The organism is Catenovulum sp. 2E275 (genome assembly GCF_025515275.1).
GTDB lineage: Bacteria > Pseudomonadota > Gammaproteobacteria > Enterobacterales > Alteromonadaceae > Catenovulum.
In genome coordinates this window covers 111,702-131,983 of record NZ_JAOPFU010000005.1, presented here as the reverse complement: position 1 = coordinate 131,983, position 20,282 = coordinate 111,702, and the positions used below count along the sequence as shown (strand labels likewise).

The 20,282-nt window shown below is 36.9% G+C and carries 15 protein-coding genes, 1 pseudogene and 1 riboswitch; of the genes and pseudogenes, 6 read left to right on the top strand and 10 right to left on the bottom strand.

Features of this window, described 5'->3' with window-relative positions:
- From cpsB to N7931_RS05165, 3 genes and pseudogenes are all read left to right on the top strand, one after another.
- A pseudogene (gene cpsB, locus N7931_RS05175) lies at positions 1 to 183 on the top strand (mannose-1-phosphate guanylyltransferase/mannose-6-phosphate isomerase); the annotation flags it as partial.
- A gap of 171 nt (positions 184 to 354) precedes the next feature.
- Positions 355 to 801 (top strand): GDP-mannose mannosyl hydrolase, encoded by a 447-nt coding sequence (locus N7931_RS05170; RefSeq protein ID WP_262792425.1) that lies wholly within the window; start codon positions 355 to 357, stop codon positions 799 to 801.
- Between the two features lie 338 nt (positions 802 to 1,139).
- Positions 1,140 to 2,567 (top strand): phosphomannomutase, encoded by a 1,428-nt coding sequence (locus tag N7931_RS05165; RefSeq protein ID WP_262792424.1) that lies wholly within the window; start codon positions 1,140 to 1,142, stop codon positions 2,565 to 2,567.
- Between the two features lie 163 nt (positions 2,568 to 2,730).
- Here N7931_RS05165 and speD read toward each other — a convergent pair whose 3' ends face one another.
- From speD to N7931_RS05150, 3 genes are all read right to left on the bottom strand, one after another.
- A complete protein-coding gene (gene speD, locus N7931_RS05160; RefSeq protein WP_262792423.1) occupies positions 2,731 to 3,540 on the bottom strand; it encodes an adenosylmethionine decarboxylase in 810 nt (269 codons plus the stop codon).
- A 133-nt stretch (positions 3,541 to 3,673) separates the two neighbouring features.
- Positions 3,674 to 4,009, bottom strand: a complete 336-nt coding sequence (locus N7931_RS05155) for a DUF3802 family protein (protein WP_262792422.1) — start codon at positions 4,007 to 4,009, stop codon at positions 3,674 to 3,676.
- A gap of 90 nt (positions 4,010 to 4,099) precedes the next feature.
- Entirely contained in the window at positions 4,100 to 5,248 is a 1,149-nt protein-coding gene (locus tag N7931_RS05150; protein ID WP_262792421.1) for a MalY/PatB family protein, read from the bottom strand.
- Between the two features lie 695 nt (positions 5,249 to 5,943).
- Here N7931_RS05150 and asnB point away from each other — a divergent pair.
- Positions 5,944 to 7,620: an asparagine synthase B gene (asnB, locus tag N7931_RS05145; protein WP_262792419.1), complete on the top strand. Its 1,677-nt coding sequence runs from the start codon at positions 5,944 to 5,946 to the stop codon at positions 7,618 to 7,620.
- A gap of 108 nt (positions 7,621 to 7,728) precedes the next feature.
- Here asnB and rnt read toward each other — a convergent pair whose 3' ends face one another.
- Positions 7,729 to 8,370 (bottom strand): ribonuclease T, encoded by a 642-nt coding sequence (gene rnt / locus N7931_RS05140; protein ID WP_262792417.1) that lies wholly within the window; start codon positions 8,368 to 8,370, stop codon positions 7,729 to 7,731.
- A 516-nt stretch (positions 8,371 to 8,886) separates the two neighbouring features.
- Here rnt and N7931_RS05135 point away from each other — a divergent pair.
- Positions 8,887 to 9,756: a flagellar protein MotY gene (locus tag N7931_RS05135; protein ID WP_262792416.1), complete on the top strand. Its 870-nt coding sequence runs from the start codon at positions 8,887 to 8,889 to the stop codon at positions 9,754 to 9,756.
- A gap of 141 nt (positions 9,757 to 9,897) precedes the next feature.
- On the opposite strand, the gene N7931_RS05130 is transcribed toward N7931_RS05135, so the two are convergent.
- The 6 genes from N7931_RS05130 to N7931_RS05105 all read right to left on the bottom strand — a co-directional run bounded on the left by N7931_RS05130 (position 9,898) and on the right by N7931_RS05105 (position 18,402).
- Positions 9,898 to 10,368: a DUF3010 family protein gene (locus N7931_RS05130; protein WP_262792415.1), complete on the bottom strand. Its 471-nt coding sequence runs from the start codon at positions 10,366 to 10,368 to the stop codon at positions 9,898 to 9,900.
- 32 nt (positions 10,369 to 10,400) lie between these two features.
- Positions 10,401 to 11,213, bottom strand: coding sequence for a phosphotransferase family protein (locus tag N7931_RS05125; protein WP_262792414.1), 813 nt, complete (start codon positions 11,211 to 11,213; stop codon positions 10,401 to 10,403).
- 8 nt (positions 11,214 to 11,221) lie between these two features.
- On the bottom strand, positions 11,222 to 11,854 hold the full coding sequence (gene pnuC / locus N7931_RS05120) for a nicotinamide riboside transporter PnuC (RefSeq protein WP_262792413.1): 633 nt from the start codon (positions 11,852 to 11,854) through the stop codon (positions 11,222 to 11,224).
- Positions 11,847 to 12,107: a hypothetical protein gene (locus tag N7931_RS05115; protein ID WP_262792411.1), complete on the bottom strand. Its 261-nt coding sequence runs from the start codon at positions 12,105 to 12,107 to the stop codon at positions 11,847 to 11,849. Before N7931_RS05115 ends, pnuC begins: the two co-directional genes overlap by 8 nt.
- Positions 12,108 to 12,182: 75 nt before the next feature.
- Positions 12,183 to 14,291 (bottom strand): TonB-dependent receptor, encoded by a 2,109-nt coding sequence (locus N7931_RS05110; protein ID WP_262792410.1) that lies wholly within the window; start codon positions 14,289 to 14,291, stop codon positions 12,183 to 12,185.
- A gap of 36 nt (positions 14,292 to 14,327) precedes the next feature.
- A riboswitch (TPP riboswitch) is annotated at positions 14,328 to 14,453 on the bottom strand.
- Between the two features lie 37 nt (positions 14,454 to 14,490).
- Positions 14,491 to 18,402 carry a PAS domain-containing hybrid sensor histidine kinase/response regulator gene (locus tag N7931_RS05105; protein ID WP_262792409.1) on the bottom strand — a complete coding sequence of 1,304 codons (3,912 nt, stop codon included), beginning with the start codon at positions 18,400 to 18,402 and terminating at the stop codon, positions 14,491 to 14,493.
- Between the two features lie 316 nt (positions 18,403 to 18,718).
- Here N7931_RS05105 and gshA point away from each other — a divergent pair, with 316 nt between their 5' ends.
- The gene (gene gshA, locus N7931_RS05100; protein ID WP_262792408.1) at positions 18,719 to 20,281 is read left to right on the top strand and encodes a glutamate--cysteine ligase; all 1,563 of its coding nucleotides are present in this window, start codon (positions 18,719 to 18,721) and stop codon (positions 20,279 to 20,281) included.
- The last annotated feature ends 1 nt before the right edge of the window (position 20,282 follow it).

Genomic DNA, 20,282 nt, shown 5'->3' with positions numbered 1-20,282 from the left:
GTGACCAATGGTGAAAATGAAATTTTACTGACAGAAAACCAATCAACTTATATACCGGTTGGTGTTATCCATGCGTTGGAAAACCCAGGTAAAGTACCTTTGGAATTAATAGAAGTGCAGTCAGGCTCGTATTTAGGTGAAGATGACATTGTCCGTTTTGAAGACAGATACGGCAGAGCTTAGTTTTTGAGGGTGCTGTACCTACAGCGCTGCACTGCTAGATGTTAGGTCTCTGGGGCGAATATTAACCGTCATTCCCGCGAACGACTGAATGGATTCAGGAGGTAGAATAACGCAGGAAGTAGTTATCGAGGCGGGAATCTTAGTGATCCAAAGTCTTATGCCGGCAAGTTTATGTTTTTAGATAAAGAAGTTTTTAAAACTGTTATAGCCAATGCCCCTCTGATTTCAATTGATTTAATTATTGAAAATGCACAGAGTGAATTTTTATTAGGTAAACGTATTAATAAACCGGCGCAAAATTATTGGTTTGTACCTGGCGGACGTATTTATAAAGGCGAAACATTAGAAGCTGCTTTTAGTCGTATTACCAAAGCTGAGTTAGGTAATACGATCGTTTTCGATAAAGCTGTATTTGAGGGTATTTACCAGCATTTTTATGATGATAGTTTTGTCGAGAATAGTATTAGTACTCACTATATTGTTTTGGCGTATAAATTAAAATTAAATGAAGTGCAGTTAAATAATGCTCAGCACGAGAGTTACCATTGGTTTTCTCTTTCAGAGATTAAAGATAGTAACCTTGTTCATCCTTATACTAAGGATTATTTTACATCTTAAGCACTTACTAGGGCATAGGTATTTAAGATACCCTTGTCCGGTTGAATGAGGTATTAGTGCCATGCAGGCGTTATGTTATTAAAGTAATTTTTTGTGACTCACTAAAAAAGACCCTAGCTCTTATAGATGCTCACTGAGTAGGTTCAGTCGTTAGAATAACGGTTGTAACGGTTAAAAAGAATCCTGCATAAAAATCGTAATACTTCTCATAAAAAAGCTAAACCTAAGCGCAAAAAAAGGTAAACTTAAATTCATTATTATTGCTTAGGTTTAGATTATTCCTGTCTGTTATTTATAAATCGCTCAAAATTGGAAGACAAAATTAAGGTTGGAGACTTATGACTCAATTAATAACAAAAAATGTATTGGAAAACTCGGGCGTAAAATTTGGTACGAGTGGTGCGCGTGGCTTAGTAACTGATTTTACTGCTGATGTTTGTGCAGCTTTTACTCATGCTTTTATTGCAGCTATGCAGCAAAATTTTGAGTTTGATACGATTGCAATTGCAATCGATAATCGCCCTAGCAGCTATGCAATGGCGCAGGCTTGTAGCGCCGCATTAGAGCAGGCTAATTTAAAAACAGTATATTATGGTGTTGTGCCGACCCCGGCTTTAGCTTATGCAGCTATGCAAGCTGATATTCCGTCAATTATGGTGACTGGTAGCCATATTCCTTTTGATCGTAATGGCTTAAAGTTTTATCGCCCAGATGGTGAAATTACCAAAGCAGAAGAGCAAACTATTAATACTGCGGCAGTTGAATTTACGGCCTTAACCGATTTACCTGAATTGATTACAGACACTGCAGCCGCTCAATTATATATTGCGCGTTATACCCGTTTATTTGATCAATCTTTTTTGGCCGGTAAACATATTGGTATTTATGAGCACTCTAGTGCTGGGCGGGATTTATATCAGGATTTATTTACTCAGTTAGGTGCTAAAGTTACGCCGCTTGAGCGAAGTGACCAATTTGTACCAATTGATACCGAAGCAGTATCAGAAGCAGATAAAGAAAAAGCACTTGCTTGGTCAAAAGAGTTTGGTTTTGATTTAATATTTTCTACCGATGGTGATGGTGACAGACCTTTATTAGCGGGCGAAGATGGCAAATGGCTGCGTGGTGATATTTTAGGTTTGTTATGTGCTCAAGCTTTAAATATTGATGCTTTAGCTGTGCCAGTAAGTTGTAATACGGCAATTGAGTTAAGTTGTGTATTTAAAAAAGTAGAACGTACTAGTATTGGTTCACCTTATGTTATTGCTGAGTTTGAGCAATTGAATCAGGAATTTAGCTCGGTTGCTGGTTTTGAAGCCAACGGCGGGTTTTTATTGGGATCTGATATTCAAATAAATGGCCAAACTTTAAAAGCCTTGCCTACGCGTGATGCGGTTTTACCTGCGTTAATGTTATTAGCGGCAAGTAAGGAGAAAACCGTAGTCAGTTTGTTAGATGTATTACCAGCCAGATATACTCATAGTGACCGAATTCAAAATTTTGCGACCGAAAAAAGTCTTACCATTATTAATCAAGCTAAAGACAAGCCGGAAGCATTATTGAAAAAGTTAGGATTTGAAGCGCCAACTATTGCCAATGTAAACACGACTGATGGATTAAGATTAACTTTAGCCGACGGTAATATTGTACATTTACGACCATCGGGCAACGCGCCTGAATTAAGGTGTTATGCGGAGTCTGATTCGGTTGAAATGGCTGTTAAATTAGCTAATCAGGTATTGGAAAAGCTTAAAGCAGAATTTTAAGCTTTGTCTGTATGCTGGTAGCTGTGTTACTGGGAAGTATTCCGTAACACGTGCTGGTGTTTGGTGGCTTACGCTCATACTTCGCTAAACCACCCTACAGCGGAATGACAAGCTTTTGAAAATCCCTGCCAAAGCAGGGATTAGTATAAGAGCAGGTATAAAATTATAAGTTAGGGATATTACGGGCGTAAAAAATTTCCTGAATTTCTTTTTGCAGCATTTTTTTGGCATCTTTAATTTCTGCTTCGCCCATTTCTTCAGTACCTGTGCCAAATAAGTAATGGTCTAAATCAAACTCTTTTAAAACCATTTTGGTATGGAAGATATTTTCCTGATATACATTTACGTCAATCATGTCGTATAAATCGTGAATATCTTCTGACATATAGTTTTGAATTGAGCTGATATCATGATCAATGTAGTGTTTTTTGCCGGTTACATCTCGGGTAAAACCACGTACACGATAGTCAATGGTGACTACGTCTGAGTCAAACGAGTGAATTAAAAAGTTTAATGCTTTTAATGGTGAAATAATGCCGCAGGTTGATACTTCAATGTCGGCTCTGAATGTGCTGATCCCATTTTGAGGGTGGCTTTCAGGATAGGTGTGTACACAAATATGGCTTTTGTCTAAATGCGCAACTACCGAGTCAGGCAGTGGACCTGGCGTTTCATCATTATTAACTTGTGAAGCGTTAAGCACAGGCTCTTCACTAATTAAAATCGTTACACTGGCACCTTGAGGGTCATAATCCTGTCTGGCAATGTTTAATACATTGGCGCCAATAATTTCGACAACCTCGTTTAAAATATCAGTTAAACGATCTGCGTTATATTGTTCATCAATATATTCTATATATTCGCCACGGTGCGCTTCGCTGCGAGCCCAGCTGATGTCATATATAGAAAAGCTCAAACTTTTAGTTAAGTTATTAAAACCATGTAATTTGATTTTGCGTGAAGAATCGGTCAATGCAGGAACACTCCATCAATTTATAAAATGTAATTTCGGCGTATTCTAGAGAATTTTAGTTCAGATACAATAAAAAAAACCGGGTTTATCCGGTTTATTCACAATTTGGTTTTTACAGTGAGTTTGACTCGGCTTAAATAAAAGCCGAGTCGAATAAATTTTTAATTAAGGCTGCAAATTCAACAATAAATGCTTGTTGATCCTGTGTCGCTTTTTGGGTTAAACGGCGTGATAAAAACTCTTCTAAATCGACAACGATTGTATCGGCTTCGCGAACAACATCTAAACGAACATCTTGCGGTAAGTCTGGGTTTTGCTCAAAAAATGCCATTACATTTTCAGATATTTGAGTTTCTATTAATTCACCAACGGTTGGTGCATTGTTATTGTCTGCTGATTGCTCAAACAAGACGACGTTTTCGGTGAAATAGCCGATTAACTCTATATAAGCTTGCGATTCTGTAACCATAATTTTAATTTATCAGGCGCAGATACTGCGCCTGATTACCCCTTAATTTAAAATTGCCAATTCAGAATGCTTACTGAATTTATGGCGGTTTTATAATGATAGTTGAGCATGTGCTTTTTTTATACGCTCAACGGCTTCAATTAATTGTGTGCGAGAACAAGCAAAATTGATACGGGCGTATTCTGGTTCGCCAAAATCCCGACCGGGAGATGGACCAACCCCAGCATTTTCAAAAAAGCTTTGTACATCTTCTACACCTAACTCGCTGCAATCAATCCAAGCTAAAAAGGTTGCATCTGCTTTAGTGAGCTTCATCCCTTTTAGTGAATTAATCTCTTGGTATAAATAATCTCGGTTTTGACGTAAATATTCAATTAAGGCTTTGTGCCAGTCGTGGCCATGATTAAATGCAGCTTCGGTTGCGACTAATCCTAATACCTGTACCCAAGGAACAATGCCAAGTGCTGCGTTTCTAAACTGCATACGAACCCGGCTGTCTGGAATAATTGCGAATGATGCGCCTAAACCTGCGATATTAAAGGTTTTGCTAGGTGCCATTAAGCTAATTGCGCGACCTTCTATTTCAGGCAGGGCAGGTGCCGGAATATGCTTTACACCTTCTTCTAAAATGAGGTCACAATGAATTTCATCAGAACATAATAAAACATTATGGCGCAGGCAAATTTCTGCAACTTGTTTTAACTCTTGTTCTGTCATAACTGAACCACAAGGGTTCATAGGGTTACACATAATAAAGAGTTTACATTTTGGATCGGCTGCTTGTTTTTCTAGCTCGACTAAATCTAATTGCCAGCGGCCATCAATTAATACACTTGGAATGTCAACTCGTTCACACTGGTTTAGCGATGGTGCTTTTAATAAGGGCGGATAATTAGGCACTTGAATTAATACTTTATCGCCCGGCTCACAATAGGCTTTACAGGCTACGTTAAACGCAGGAACAACACCGGGAGTCCAGACAATCCAGTCTGGCAAAATATGCCAGTTATGTTGTTTGGCAACCCAGTCAACCACACTTTGGTTTAATTCATCATAAGGCAGGGTATAGCCTAAAATACCATGTTCAGTACGCTCTTTTATTGCATCAATAACAGCTTGTGGTGGCTTAAATTCGGCATCAGCCACCCACATTGGGATCACATCTTGCCCTTGGTATTTATCCCATTTAAAAGAATGCGTGGGTTTACGGTCAATAATGTGATCAAAATCGAATGACATAGAGTTTCCTGTATTTGGTCTGTTTAATAAGATAATTCTGCTGCTATTTTAAACCTAAATTAGTTTTAGATGCTAGTTTTCTAGGGGGAGGTTTATAGGACGCTAGGTTTATAAACATATATTAATCTCATTCCCGAGACATGGTGACTAAATGGATTTAGGAAGTAGGGTAACGTCAGGAACAGTTACCGAGAATCACAGGCAAGCTGTTGTGCTGTTTGAATTTTATGCCAGTGCAGAGTCGTTGCGAGCCGATTCCGTAATTCGTTCTGGTGTTTGGTGGCTTACGCTCATGCTTCGCTAAACCCCACCACAGGGAATGACGATTTTTATTTTCGATTTAAAAAGTGCATAGTCTCCCTAAAATCTAAAACCTTCTTGGTGGCTTATGTTCAACCTTCGCTCAACCACTCTACAAACTAAAATCTAAATATGATGTTAATGCGGATTTGGCTTTGATATAATCAAATGCTTTCGTCAGGCATATAAATGCAGGTAAATGTACAAAAAAACGGCTGTTGCGCTTGAATTTGTACAAAAAGCCCAAATTAACTAAAAAAATTAAGTCAAAACGGCAATATATTCTTGTATTCTATTTTTTTATGAATATGCTGACTAGCCCAGATTTCGAGTAATTAACTCGGTGATTTCGAAACTTTTAAGATTTATTGATTGAAGAGGGAGTAATAAACTCTATGTGTTCAATTTTCGGTATTCTCGATTTAAAAACAGATCGAGCTGAATTGAGAGAAACAGCTAAAGAGCTGTCTAAATTAATGCGCCATCGTGGCCCTGACTGGTCAGGTATCTATTCTAGTGATAATGCAATCTTAGCGCATGAGCGCTTAGCTATTGTTGATGTAAATTCAGGCGACCAACCTCTCTTCAATCCAAATCGAAATCATGTTTTAGCGGTTAACGGCGAAATTTATAATCACAAAGAGCTAGAGAAAAATTTAACAGTTGATTTTCAGTTCCAAACTAAATCAGACTGCGAAATTATTTTGGCTAAATATAAAGAAAAAGGCATTGAGTTTATTGATGAACTTAAAGGTATGTTTGCTTTTATTCTTTATGATGAAACTAAAAATGAATATTTAGTTGCGCGTGACCATATTGGTATTATCCCACTCTATATGGGTTGGGATGAGCACGGTAACTTCTATGTAGCTTCTGAAATGAAGTCACTTGTACCTGTTTGTAAATCTATTAAAGAGTTCCCTCCGGGACACTATTTACATAGCGCAGATGGTGAGTTACGCAAATATTATAAGCGTGACTGGATGGAATACGATGCAGTTAAAGATAATTCAGCTAACCCTGAAGACATTAACAAAGCATTAGAAAAAGCAGTTAAATCACATTTAATGTCAGATGTACCTTACGGTGTATTATTATCTGGTGGTTTAGATTCGTCTGTTATTTCTTCTATCACTCAAAAATTTGCCGCAAAACGGATTGAAGAAGACGACCAAAACGATGCTTGGTGGCCAAAACTTCATTCATTTGCAGTTGGTTTAGAAGGTGCACCAGATTTAAAAGCGGCTAAAAAAGTAGCTGATGCAATTGGTACTGTTCACCACGAAATGACTTATACCATTCAAGATGGTATTGATGCAGTTAAAGATGTTATCTATCACCTTGAAACGTATGATGTAACAACAATTCGTGCATCAACGCCAATGTATTTAATGGCTCGTAAAATTAAAGCGATGGGCATCAAAATGGTACTTTCTGGTGAAGGTGCGGATGAAATTTTTGGTGGTTATTTATATTTCCATAAAGCGCCAAATGCAAAAGAGTTTCATGAAGAGCTTAACCGTAAATTAAACAAACTACACATGTTTGACTGTTTACGTGCAAACAAAGCAATGTCTGCTTGGGGTGTTGAATCACGTGTACCTTTCCTTGATAAAGAATTCATGGATGTGGCAATGCGTATTAACCCAGAAGCTAAAATGTGTAAAAACGGTAAGCCAGAGAAAAGCATTTTACGTGAAGCTTTTAAAGAAGGTTATTTGCCGGATGAAGTTTTATGGCGTCAAAAAGAGCAATTTAGTGATGGTGTAGGTTATAGCTGGATTGATAGCTTAAAAGAGCACTGTGCAGCGAATGTTTCTGATGATCAGCTAGCAAATGCTGAACACAGATTCCCGCATAATACGCCGGATACTAAAGAAGCTTATTATTACAGAAGCATTTTTGAAGAACACTTCCCACATCCTTCATGTGCTGAATGTGTACCGGGCGGTAAATCAGTTGCTTGTAGTACACCAGAAGCATTAGCTTGGGATGAAAGCTTCTCTAAAATGGCTGACCCATCTGGTCGTGCGGTATCGTCTGTTCATAACGACGCTTACAAATCGAACTAAGATTCTTTTAAAAAGTTAACAATAAAAAAGCAGTGTTTGAAAAAACACTGCTTTTTTTATGCATTTTTATCAAAGATTTGAGTTTAAAGCAGAATAGACAAGGCGTTATTATTCTGTTTCAGAGTCCGTATTGTTTAACGGCCAGCCACCAAGTTGTTTCCATTGGTTTACCATATAACAAAATAGCTCAGCTGTTTTTTCTGTATCGTATAACGCGCTATGGGCTTGTTTGTTATCAAATTCTATTCCCGCAGCCTGACACGCTTTTACTAAAACTGTTTGCCCTAGTGTTAACCCTGCAAGGCTGGTGGTATCAAAAGAAACAAACGGATGAAAAGGCACACGTTTAATATTTGCCCGTTTAATTGCCGCATTAACAAAAGACATATCAAATGCAGAATTATGCGCGACCATTACGGCTCGCTGGCAGTCGTAATGTTTTTGGCGTTTGCGCACCAGTTTAAATATTTCGGTTAACGCTTCTTTCTCGCTCACTGCACCACGTAGTGGATTGGTTGGATCTATGCCATTAAACTCAAGTGCCGCAGGTTCTAAAGTGGAGCCTTCAAATGGTTCTATATTAAACTGAATGGTTTCACCAGGGTGTAAAAAACCGTCTTCATCCATCTCAGTAACTGTTGCTGCTATTTCTAATAACGCATTTTGGTTAGGATCAAAACCTGCGGTTTCGACATCAATAACAACTGGGTAATAACCACGGAATCTTTGTTTTAAGTTATGTTGAGACATGCAAAATGGGATTAATTTATTTGTTGGTTATTATGCCAGAAAGTCAGAGTAAAATCAGTTTTTATACTGGTTCTGAGTTGTTGGGTGGAGATTTTGCAACACGCACGTTCCCGCTTTACGGAATGACAAGTTTTTATTCGTCATTTCTGAGATATGGCGACAGTTCAATCTAACCGTCATTTCCACGAACGACTGAATGGATTCAGGATTAAATCGTCATTCCCGCGGAGGCGGGAATCTTTGGCAAGTAACTTCGATATTTAGGTTTTGATGTTAGTGATATATAGTTGGCAAGGTATTCCGCAATACGCTCATTTCTCATGGAACGAAATGGCGGTGATATTTGTATTAATTTTCTATTGCTGTATAAATTTGTTATTTAACCTAATATTTCTTTCAGTAACTCTGGTCTAAAATTTGCTTTATCAGATAAATAAATTAATCAAGTTAAAGATTTAAGAATTAAACCGGAATTCACGTGATTAGTGTCAATTCTTTGTCGTGAGGCGTACACGCATGAAAAAGTTATCCTGTTTATTGGGTGGTGTTTATTTATTATCGAGTCAAACTTTTGCCGATGTGCGGCAATATCAGGCGAGTTTAGATGACTCAAACTGGCAGGCGTCTAATCAAAATAGATTAGAGTGTCAGTTGGTGCACCAAATTCCAAGGTATGGAAAAGCTGTTTTTTCGAGTCAGGCGAGTCGTTCTCTTAATTTAAATTTCACTTTAGATATGCTCAGGCTGCCAGACAATTATAGTTTTGCTAAAGTTAGTTCGGTACCGCCGAGTTATAAACCGGGTATACCCAGTAAATCGGTAAGTGAAATGAAATTATTAAAACAATTTGATGGTGAACTCACTCAAAAGCCCGCCTGGACCTTATTAACAGAATTAGAAAAAGGAATGACACCGACTTTTTATTATCAGGATTGGTATAGTGATTTTGACAGTATTTTAGTGGGGTTAAGTGCGGCTAATTTTCATCATGCGTATGATCAATTTTTGCAATGCATAGATAATTTATTACCGTATGCGTTTGAGGATATTTCATTAACCGTTTTAACTTATCAAAAAAATTCATCTGAATTAAGTAAAGCCTCAAAAAAACGTTTGGCTATGATTGCTGAGTATTTAAAACAGGATGCTGATTTAGACTTAGTTTTAGTGGATGCTTACACCGATAGTTATGGTGGACGCTGGCCGAACCAACAATTATCTGAAAAAAGAGCGGGTGCGATTCAGCAATTTTTTGTCGATAACGGGGTAGATAAAGACAGAATTGAGATTGAAGGTTATGGGGAAAAACGTCATATCGCTTCTAACCAAAATGTGATCGAACGTAGTAAAAACCGCCGTGTTGTCATTAGAATGGAAAAACCATAGCTTAGGTTAATTTGTTTAGGCGCTAGATTTTGCTATACGTTTGTTACTCACTGTACGGAATGACGAGTTTTTATTCGCCATTCCGCGAACAACTGAATAATTCAGAAGATAGGATAACGCAGAAAGCAGTTATCGATAGAGTTAGTCTTTATAAATTGGGTTAATTTCTTCTTCGTCTTCAACACCAAAATGCATATTGGTTAAATATGCATACGCAGTTTCAAAAGCGCTTTGCTGGAACATTTTTAGGCCAGTATCTTTAAACTCAACCGGAATCGGGTTACGTTTTATACAAGCTTTTTCTGCTGTACCAAGCTGTAAGCTAACTTCCAGCGTATCTATTAACTGAATTGCGGCTTCCATTTTAAAGCCCGCTGCGCTACCTGAAAATTTACCACGGGTAGGGCGCTCTTTAATCACCACATGCTCAATTTTGTAGTCTTGCATTAGTTTTTGAAATGCAAATTGAAAGTCTTTTATATCTTGTTGTGAATTGCCTTTTAAAACAAACTTTTGTGCTCTGCAATCAGGCACACCAAATAAGCCTGAATCTAATGACAATAAACAAATAATGGCTTCGCTGCCTTTTAATTCAACACCACAAGCTTTCATTTATAAATATCCGGTTAATATAAATTTGGTGGTTATTGTAACTGATGTTTATGGTTAAACCAAAGTTGGTTTAATGGTTTTAAAACCATTAAATAATTTTGGGTATGTTGCGACAGCTCAGTTAAATCCTGATGAGCGAGTTTGGCATAACAATTTAACAGGCTTTGCTGTTCGGTTTCACTGAATTGATTAATTAAAATACTGGCAGCTAGATCATACTCAGGTTCACCAAGGCGAGCATACTCCCAGTCAATTAAATAATGTTGTTCTGCAAATAAAATATTCTCAAACGATAAATCACCGTGGCATAAACAAAGTTGGCGATTTTGTTGATCCAACTTGTAGGCGGCTTGGAGTAAGTCGCCATATTTATCGGGGTTTAAATTAAGCTCAATTAGTAAGTTTTTAATATCAGTATAAATTTGTTGTTTAAGGATTGCGGGTGTTTCTGGTTTTGGCAGTTGATGCAGCGCAAACATAAGTTTCGCTAACTGATTAATTTGTTGGGCTTTATTATGTTGTGGTATTTGCTCGATAAAGCTATCTACAATTAAACCTAATTGCTCATTTTCCGCCAGTGTAGTTGGGGTTAAATGGCTTTTATATTGCTGCACCCAGCGGCGGGCAGCACGCTCATTGAGTATGCTTTGTGGCGATAGTATTTTAGTATTTAACTTTTTAACCAAAACGGTATTTGGCTGTTTGTGGGCAAGTGCTGGTTGTGGAATAAAACGCACTTCAAAACATTGATTAGTATGGCTGTTTAAAATGGGGGAGACAGATAATAAGTCCCCCAACTGGGCTTTGAGCCAGTCTAATTCCTGCTGATTAAAATATGGATGCACTGGCGGATTTACTCGCTTTCTAACAATAGCTCAGTATCCGTTTTACTTTGCTCTGTGTAATAATGTTTGCGCCACTGATAATAAGCCCAAATAGCCAAAACAGTATAACAAACAAATAAAAATGCAGTGACAAACAAAGACTTGTTGAGATAAATATAAATCGAGGTCGCATCTATCACAACCCAATATAACCAGCTTTGCACAACACGCTCTGCCAATAAATAGGTGGCATAAATGCTAAATACAGTGGTGAACGTATCTAACATCGCAAAATCGGCATTGGTATAGTTTTCCATAAAGTACCCTAAACCAAGGCTGAGCAGCGTAAAAATTAAAATGGTGATTAAGTGATGATTAAGTGGCCAGCTTGTGTAGTTAACATGCTGATCTTTTTTATTCCAGCTAAGCTTCCAGCTAAACCAGCCATAAATTGCCATTGCCATGTAATATACTTGCAGCAGGCTGTCCATTAACAAGTGCGCGCTGTAAAAAATGGAGCAATAAATAGCACTGGCAATAAACGCAACCGGCCAGCACCAAATAAAACCTTTAGCTGCAAAAATGACATACGCCAGACTAAAAATAAGGGCGATGGCTTCCCATGTTGTGATAACTGAAAGCTCGGCTAAAATATCATTCATTCACACTTGACCTGTCACCGGCTAAAAATTTACAAACAAATATTTGTGTGCCTGTTCGCTCAAAAGTGATTTTTAACTCTTTATTTAAACAAGCCATAACAGCATCGTATTCACCAAAAATCTGGCTACTCATGCCGTTGGTAACAATACGAAGCTCAGAGTAGGTGCGAATGCGTTTAATAAACTCCCAAACTTCACTTTCAAAATCTTCAAACTGAAGCGGGTATAAACTGATTTCAACAGATAACTGCATAATATTTCCTGAATTCAATGTAGCGTTAAAATTGAGTGACTAGGCCGGATAAATTATCCGGCCTAGATATTATTTTTAAAATTGATATTCGGCGGTGATCCCAAACTGCTTAGGCGCGCCGTATTGGAAATAAGGCTCTGGCGCATATTCTTTACGCGGGTCATTACCATATTCGCCAAAATCAAAACCTTGGATATAGTGGTCCTGATCAAATAAGTTACGCGCCCATAATTTAATTAACACGTCATGCAGTTGATAATTAAAGCTAGTATTAACTAAATTGTAGCGTTTTGATTTAAGGTTATGATCGTCAGAGAAATAAAACTCATCTTTGCCTTCGGCTTCGATATTCCACCAAAAGTTATCAGTCAGGTTAACATTAAACCCTAAGTTATAAGTGTAACTAGGTGATTGAGAGACTTCTCGGGCGGGGTAAGTTTCACTACCGGATTCATCCTGATAAGTATCAAACTCAGCTTTTAAATAACCCAAGCTGGCATAAGTTTGAATGGATGAGCTGATTAGATAACTTAAATCCAGCTCTATCCCCTGAGAGGTACCATCAGTTGCGTTACGAATATAAGGAATAAACTGCTCTACACGGCCATCTTGAGCATAAATAATAAAGTCCTTTTTCAGTTGAATATCTTTGCGCTGCATATAAAACGCAGCTAAATTAGCGGTGAAACCTGCATTTTGATATTTAACGCCGGATTCATAATTCCAGACATATTCAGGATCATAATGACGGGCATCATCCGGCAAAGTGCCGTCAGAATTCACGCCACCATTCATATACCCTTTATTGATTGAGCCATACCAGAATAAGTCATTAGACACTTGATAATTTAAGCTGATTTTACCGCCAAATAAGTTATAACTTGGGCTTAAATCGATTCCGTTAGAGTTTTGATAATCCATTTTATGGTGCTCGTATCTTAACCCTGTGGTTAAACTTAACTTTTCAGTTAACTGGCTATCGAGCTGGGCAAAAATCGCCTGTTTGTTATTATCAAAATCAGAACTTAAATTGTAATCTGAATTTGTGTGGGTGCGCTGATATTCATCTTGTGTTTTTTGCCAATAAACGCCGACAATCCAGTCAGTTGATTGGTTAAAGATACGGCCTTGAGGCTCAGATAAAAACCTAAATTCTGTACTGTAATTTTTTTTGTCATGTTGATTTCTGTCGGTGGTTGAATATTCCCAGCCCGGCGCAATCCCAACATAAGTCCAATCTTCATCAAACCCATAATCAGTTTCAGAAGTGGCAAAAGTTTGAATCGATTCAAATGACGCTTGTTCATTCAGTTTTATTTTTAACTGGCTGCTTAACCCAGTTGTGGTTTGTTTATCTTTACCCGGTTGATCCGATAAAGTTTCGCGAGTGTTATCTAAACTAAACGCATCGTAGCCATTATCAATTTTGATATGAGTGGCATTAAAATCCCAAAGTACATCCTGATTCGGCTGAAAACGTAACTTACCACGTAAGGTTAATTCGTCTCTGTTGTTGGTATCATCGCGCTCTAAATAAGTATTTTCGATAAAACCATCACTTAAATATTGGTGAGCAGATACCCTGAAACTGGTGGTATCGGTTAATCCGTCACTATAAGCTACGCCTAACTCTTGAGTGCCATAATTGCCAACGCCTAATTTAACTCGGCCGGATGCTTGCTCTGTGGGTTGAGCACTTTGCAGAAAAATCAAACCCGCTAAAGCGCTAGCGCCAAAACGCGAGCTTTGTGGACCACGAAAAACTTCTACTTGCTCAATATCAAATAAAGTTGCTGCACTGCCTACAGCGCTATAATCCACTCCGTCAATATACAAACCAACTGGGTAATTGGTTGGCGAGTCATATTCGCTTTGTGCACCAATCCCTCGAATTTGGAAAAAACGGGCGCGTGATGTACCGCCGGCGTAATTTAAATTAGCTGCCGAAGATAAAATGGCTTCTAAATGATTAGCTGAGTTTCTTTCAATGGTTTCTGCACCAATTACACTAACGGCAATTGCGCTGGACTGAATTGAGCTTTCTCTAAAGTCACCTTTTACTTTGATAACTTCGGTTTCGGCTTGAGTATTTGACGATGTTGCTTGCTGCGCTAAAACTGAGTTTGAAAATAATGAGCAGCTTGAGATTAAAGCGAGTGTAAGACAAGATAATTTATGGTTCATTGCGCTCTCTGTGTTGTGAAAATTTTATAACGCAGAGATATCCATAAACACCATCCCTACGTCAGCATTACCTGAACAGGTACAATGGGTTAGCGTTCGCCTCTCAGTCCTTAATTTAACTTTTGGATATGCGTTAAATTATGAACACCCCATGGTTTGGCGCAAATTCTAACAAGATTCAGGATATGAGTCGAATTTATTATGTCTTTTCTTGGTTTAATTCATATTGATTAAGCAATACCTGGACGATTTTTAAGGATTTTGGGTGGTCAAAATGTTCAATAGAGTCAATCAACTTTTTATATTCAGAAGCAAGTTCTGAGTGGGTTAAACCGGCAAGAGACTGTAAGTTTGTTGGGTCTATAAATTCGTCTTTTTCAAGTAAGCTTTTGATGTGATTTAATTGTTGTACAATATGATCTTGATTGATTTCCTGACTCTTTATTGTATTGATTGAACTAGCGGGCTGAATTTTTATTAAAGCATTTAAGGTTTGTTCTAACACTTGAGTAAACTCATCAGTTAAGGATTTTAATTGAGCATAGTTTGGTTGCTTTAGCTCTGTTTCCAATAACTTACACATTGAATGAAGTTTATCTAAGCCTAAATTGCCACAGACACCTTTCAGAGTATGAATACGCTTTTTAGCATGGTCTATTTGTTGGTTTTGAATGTCATTCTTTAGCTGAATATCATAGGATTTAAAATCTTGAATAAACTTTTTCTGCAACTTGTGCAATAAATCTACATTACCTGATACTTGGGCTAATGCATATTTTTCATTAATAAATTGAGATTTTAGAGGGACATTTTTCTCTGGAGCCAATTGGGTTTTAAAGGCTGGACAGAGCAACTCTTGCCCTAACCATGTTGCTAAAGTGGTGAGTAAGTTTTCTTCATCTATTGGTTTACCTACATGACCATTCATGCCATGTTCAATACATTTTTCTATATCTTGAGACATCACATTAGCTGTCATCGCAATAATTGGCAAATTTTCAAACTCAGGCATTGTTCTAATAATTTCAGTTGCTTGATATCCGTCCATCTCTGGCATTTGTATATCCATTAATATTAAGTCAAAGCTACTCTCAGTTAATTTTTGAATAGCTTCTTTTCCATGTTTAGCTAAAGTAACATCAATTCCATGATGTTCCAGAATTGCTTTGGCTACCTCCTGATTGATTTCATTATCTTCTGCCACCAAAATTCGCACATTTTTAAATTGGTTACTGTAGCTTAAATCTGTTGGGGTGAATGAACTTGAGTTATCTACTTGAGTTTCACCTACAGTTACTTTAAGTAATTTAAATAAATCCCAAATGTGAAGTGGTTTAGGCTGAATAATAGTTTGTTCTGGGAGGTGTATATCTGGCTTTGTATGCTGTGTTACTAGCATAACCAGTTGTGCATCTTTACAGTTTGATAAAGCCGTTAATTTAAATAAGTTTTCAGGTGAATCAGATAAAATATCCCAACTAATTAGGATTAACTTAAACCGATGTGTTGGTTGTGATTGGCAATATTGATATAAAATTTCAAATTGATCAAAACATAGAGCCGGATACGAAAAAGTGCGTAAATTATCTTGATAAATTTCAGCTAGTTGTGGATTGGATTCAAGAATAAGAACCGGTGCTTGATTATCAATTAAATGTTCTGCAAAAAACATTGGCTGTAAGATGTTATTTAGGTTAAAAGGTAACTCGAAAATAAAACTGGAACCTTGACCTTTTTCACTTTCAACCTTTATCTCACCTTGCATTAATTGACATAACTGGCGACAAATAGTTAGACCCAAACCAGTACCGCCATATTTACGAGAAGTTGAATTATCTGCTTGAGTAAAAGATTTGAATAACAAATTAATTTGCTCTTTTGTTAAACCTATTCCTGTATCTTTAATGGTAAATTTTAATCGGACATTATGATCACTACAGCTAGCTATTTTGACGTACAATTCTATTTGACCGTATTCTGTAAATTTAATTGCGTTCCCAATTAAATTAATCAAAATCTGGTTTAGCCTGTGAGGATCACCAATCAAGGAGTAGGGCACATTTGGCTCAATATTTACTATATACTCAAGTCCATTTTGCTGGGCCTTTTGCGCAAACATATTACTAATATTATTAATTATTTCTGCAAGATTAAATTGAATCCGTTCTAACTTTAACTTACCGGCTTCAATTTTTGAAAAATCTAAAATGTCATTAATAATATTTAATAAGTTATGTGATGCTGTTGTGACATGAGTTAAGTGTTTCTGCTGCTCGTCAGTTAAATTTGACTTATTTAATACATTAGTGAGTCCTATAATTGCATTGAGTGGTGTTCTGATCTCATGGCTCATATTCGCTAAAAATTCACTTTTTATGCGGTTTGCTTCCTCCGCTTTATCTTTTTCGAGTATTAAAGCTGTATTACTTTGTTTTAGCTGCTCTGTACGTTTGTCTACTCTTTGCTCTAGGTCTTCATTAAGTTGTCTGAGTTTTTGCTCTGTAAGCTTACGTTTGGTTATATCTGTATTTGAACCAATTATTCTAAGTGGTGCACCATGGATATCATAAGAAACTACTTTTGCTCGGCTAAGAACCCAAATAAAATTTCCACTTTTGTGTTTCATTCTGAACTCTTCAATAAACTCAGAACGTTCTCCATTCATAATAAATTCTAATAGCTGACGCAGCTCTGCCATATCTGGTTCATAAACCATAGCTTGAACACTGGCTAATTCATTACTGACTTCATTTTCTTTATAACCAAGCATTTCACACCATCTAGGGCTTAAATAGACTTGATTATTTGGAATATCCCAATCCCATAAGCCATCATTGGTTGCTTCTTGAGCATAAGCTAAACGCTCTAAACTCAAGGCTAAGCTTTGCTGGGTTTGTTTTAAGTCCGTAATATCATTAAAACAACCTAAAATAATATTTGGATCATTCGGTAATTTTTCTAAACGAATATATAAATACTTTTTTTGATTGTTTTGAGTTAAAAAAACACAATCGAAAAATTCTGTAGCGGAATTGGTTTTAGCTGTGATGAGTTTATTTAAAGCATCAGTTGCAAAGCTGGCATAAGTAGGTTCAAGTTTACTGAATAGCTCTTGAATTTGAGGTTTGTCTGTCAATTCAAGAATATCGAGTAAAGCATCAGTACAGTATAGTTTGAGGGTATTACAATGTAGCTCGAACGTTCCTATTTTAGCAATATTTTGTGCTCTATCGATTTGTTGTTTCTGATTATCTATTAAGTGTTTTTTTCTGGCTAGACGCTTGGCGATAAAATAAAGTGTTTTATTTAAAACCGTTAAGCTTGCCGGTAAGTTTTTTGGACCGGAGTTTAATTCTGGTAATGAATTAGTAAACTCGCTTTTTGTCAGAATGAGTGCATGCTTGGTAACTTGCTTAATTGCAATAAAATATCGGAATACACAATACAAAAGAATCAGAATAAAAGTTGCAAATACTAAAATGATAGATTGAATCGTCTCAGTATGGATTAACAACTCCTCATAGGCTTCAATTAGGTCTGGACTGGCAGCAAAATACCAACCATTTAGTTCGTCATTGAATAATGCAAGTTTAATTTCAGGTTGCATTGGGTATTTTAAGTTAGGTGGGTAAATTTGGTCGTGTTGTTGATTAAATAGGTAAATACCGTCCTTTAAATAATTATCCAGCCATTGTTTATTGAGTACTAAATATAAATAGGTTGTGTCAGGTTGTACTTTTGAACTGATTAATATCTGGCTTGTTTGAATTTCAATAAAATGATTATCATCGAGAGCTGAAAATTGTAATGAGCTGGAATTTAAAAAGCTGATAATGGGTTGTTTTTTATCAACTAAAACAAGGTCAATAAAGTTTTTTGGATATTGAGCTTGAAAAACTTCGGCGATAGCTTGAAATTGAGCAACTGAAGCATCATTGTAAGGAGATTGGATAATGGCCCGAGTGGTTGGTTGTTGAATTAAATAATTTAAATTTTGAGTAATATTTTTAGTTTGAGTCAAAAGTTTTTGTTGTTGGCGTTCAAGTTGACTATTAATTTGCTTTGTTAATGTTGAATTGGCCGATTGAATGATAAACGGCAGGCAGGCCACAAACAAAATAATGCTAATAAAAATAATTATTTTAATTACAAGTTTCCATTTTGCCCCGAGCAACATCTGTGATTTATTCCTATGATTCTTATTGGTTATTTGGTTTTTTGTGATTTGAGTATAGCGCTAATTCGCCTTAAAATACGAGTTAAACTCAAATTATCCACTTAGTGTCTAAATCATGTAAATTAGCAATACTTTTGCTACTCATCGCATTGATTGTTTTTATTATTGTAGTTAATAAGACAAGATTGCAATTTAAAATAATAACTGCTGGTCTGTTAGAGCTTAGCGGATGTTATAAGGAAACTTTTAGGTGAATGTAAATACTAACCTGTTTAACTTTTTGAAAAGCCAACCTGCTGCATATTTTAGCCAATTTAGCCGAGGCATAGAAAAAGAAGCATTAAGAATTCAAGCGAGTGGCAAGCTTGCTAAAACGTCTCATCCTAAAGGTTTAGGCTCTGCTTTGACTCATGAATTTATTACAACGGATTATGCTGAAAGCCTGCTAGAGTTTATTACACCAGTTGAGCAAAGTGTTGAAAAAAGCGTTAGACAATTATTAGATTTACATAAATTTGCTTATCAGAAGCAAGGAGATGAATTGCTTTGGCCGATGAGTATGCCTTGTTTTGTTGGGTGTGAAGATGATATTGAAATTGCCAAGTATGGTTGTTCCAATATAGGCAAAATGAAAACTTTATACCGTCAGGGATTAAAAAACCGTTACGGTAGCTATATGCAGGCGATTTCTGGAGTTCACTTTAACTTTTCTTTTCCTGAAAGTTTTTGGCAAGCGTGGGCTGAAAGCCACAATACCGAATTTAATCAAGCCGCTATTTCAGCTGGCTATTTAGCTTTATTACGTAACTTAAAACGTAATTTATGGTTGTTAGCTTATTTATTTGGGGCATCACCTGCATTATGTAGCTCATTTTTAAATGGCAAACCAACTAAATACCCAATGCAAAAAGTAGGTAAAGGTACACTTTACTTGCCTTATGCTACCGCGCTTAGATTAAGTGATTTAGGCTATACCAATAAAGCCCAAGCCGCATTAAATATTCGATATAACTGTCTACACGATTATATTGCCGGGCTTCGCCGCGCAATTAAAATGCCGTCGGCTGATTTTGCACATATTCCGGCTGGTGAAAATGGTGAATATCAGCAATTAAATAAAAATGTTTTACAGATAGAAAATGAATATTATTCGCCAGTTCGCCCAAAAAGAGTGACTCAGTCAGGCGAAAAGCCAACCGATGCATTGGAGCGTGGTGGTATTCAGTATATTGAATTAAGAGCTTTGGATATCGATCCGTTTGCTGCCGCTGGCATATCAGAAGAACAGGTTAGATTTTTAGATTTATTTATTACTTGGTGTGCAATCACTGATTCACCCAAAATTGAGTGTGAAGATGAAGCTGAACTTGGCGATAATTTACAGCAAGTGATTTTATACGGACGTAAACCTGAATTAAGTTTAAACAAACAAGGCGTTAAGGTTAGTTTAAAAACTTGGGCAAGCGATATTATTAAATCGCTGGGGGAATTAGCTAGGTTATTTGATAATGAAACCGGCACTAACTTGTATCAACAAGCGCTAGCCGCCCAGCAGGCAAAGGTAGATGATTCCGATTTAACGCCATCGGCTAAAATTCTAAACTATTTATTGGAACATAATTTAGATAATGGCGCGTTTGGTTTAGAACTGGCTAAACAGTATCGACAAGCCAGTTTTGAACGTGACTTTTATCAATTTGGTGAGCAGGCTTTAAATGAAGAAAGTCAAGCCAGTATAAAACGTCAGCAAAGTGTAGAACAAAATGATAAAGTGGACTTTACAGCGTTTTTGAATCAGTATTTTTCCAGTTAAA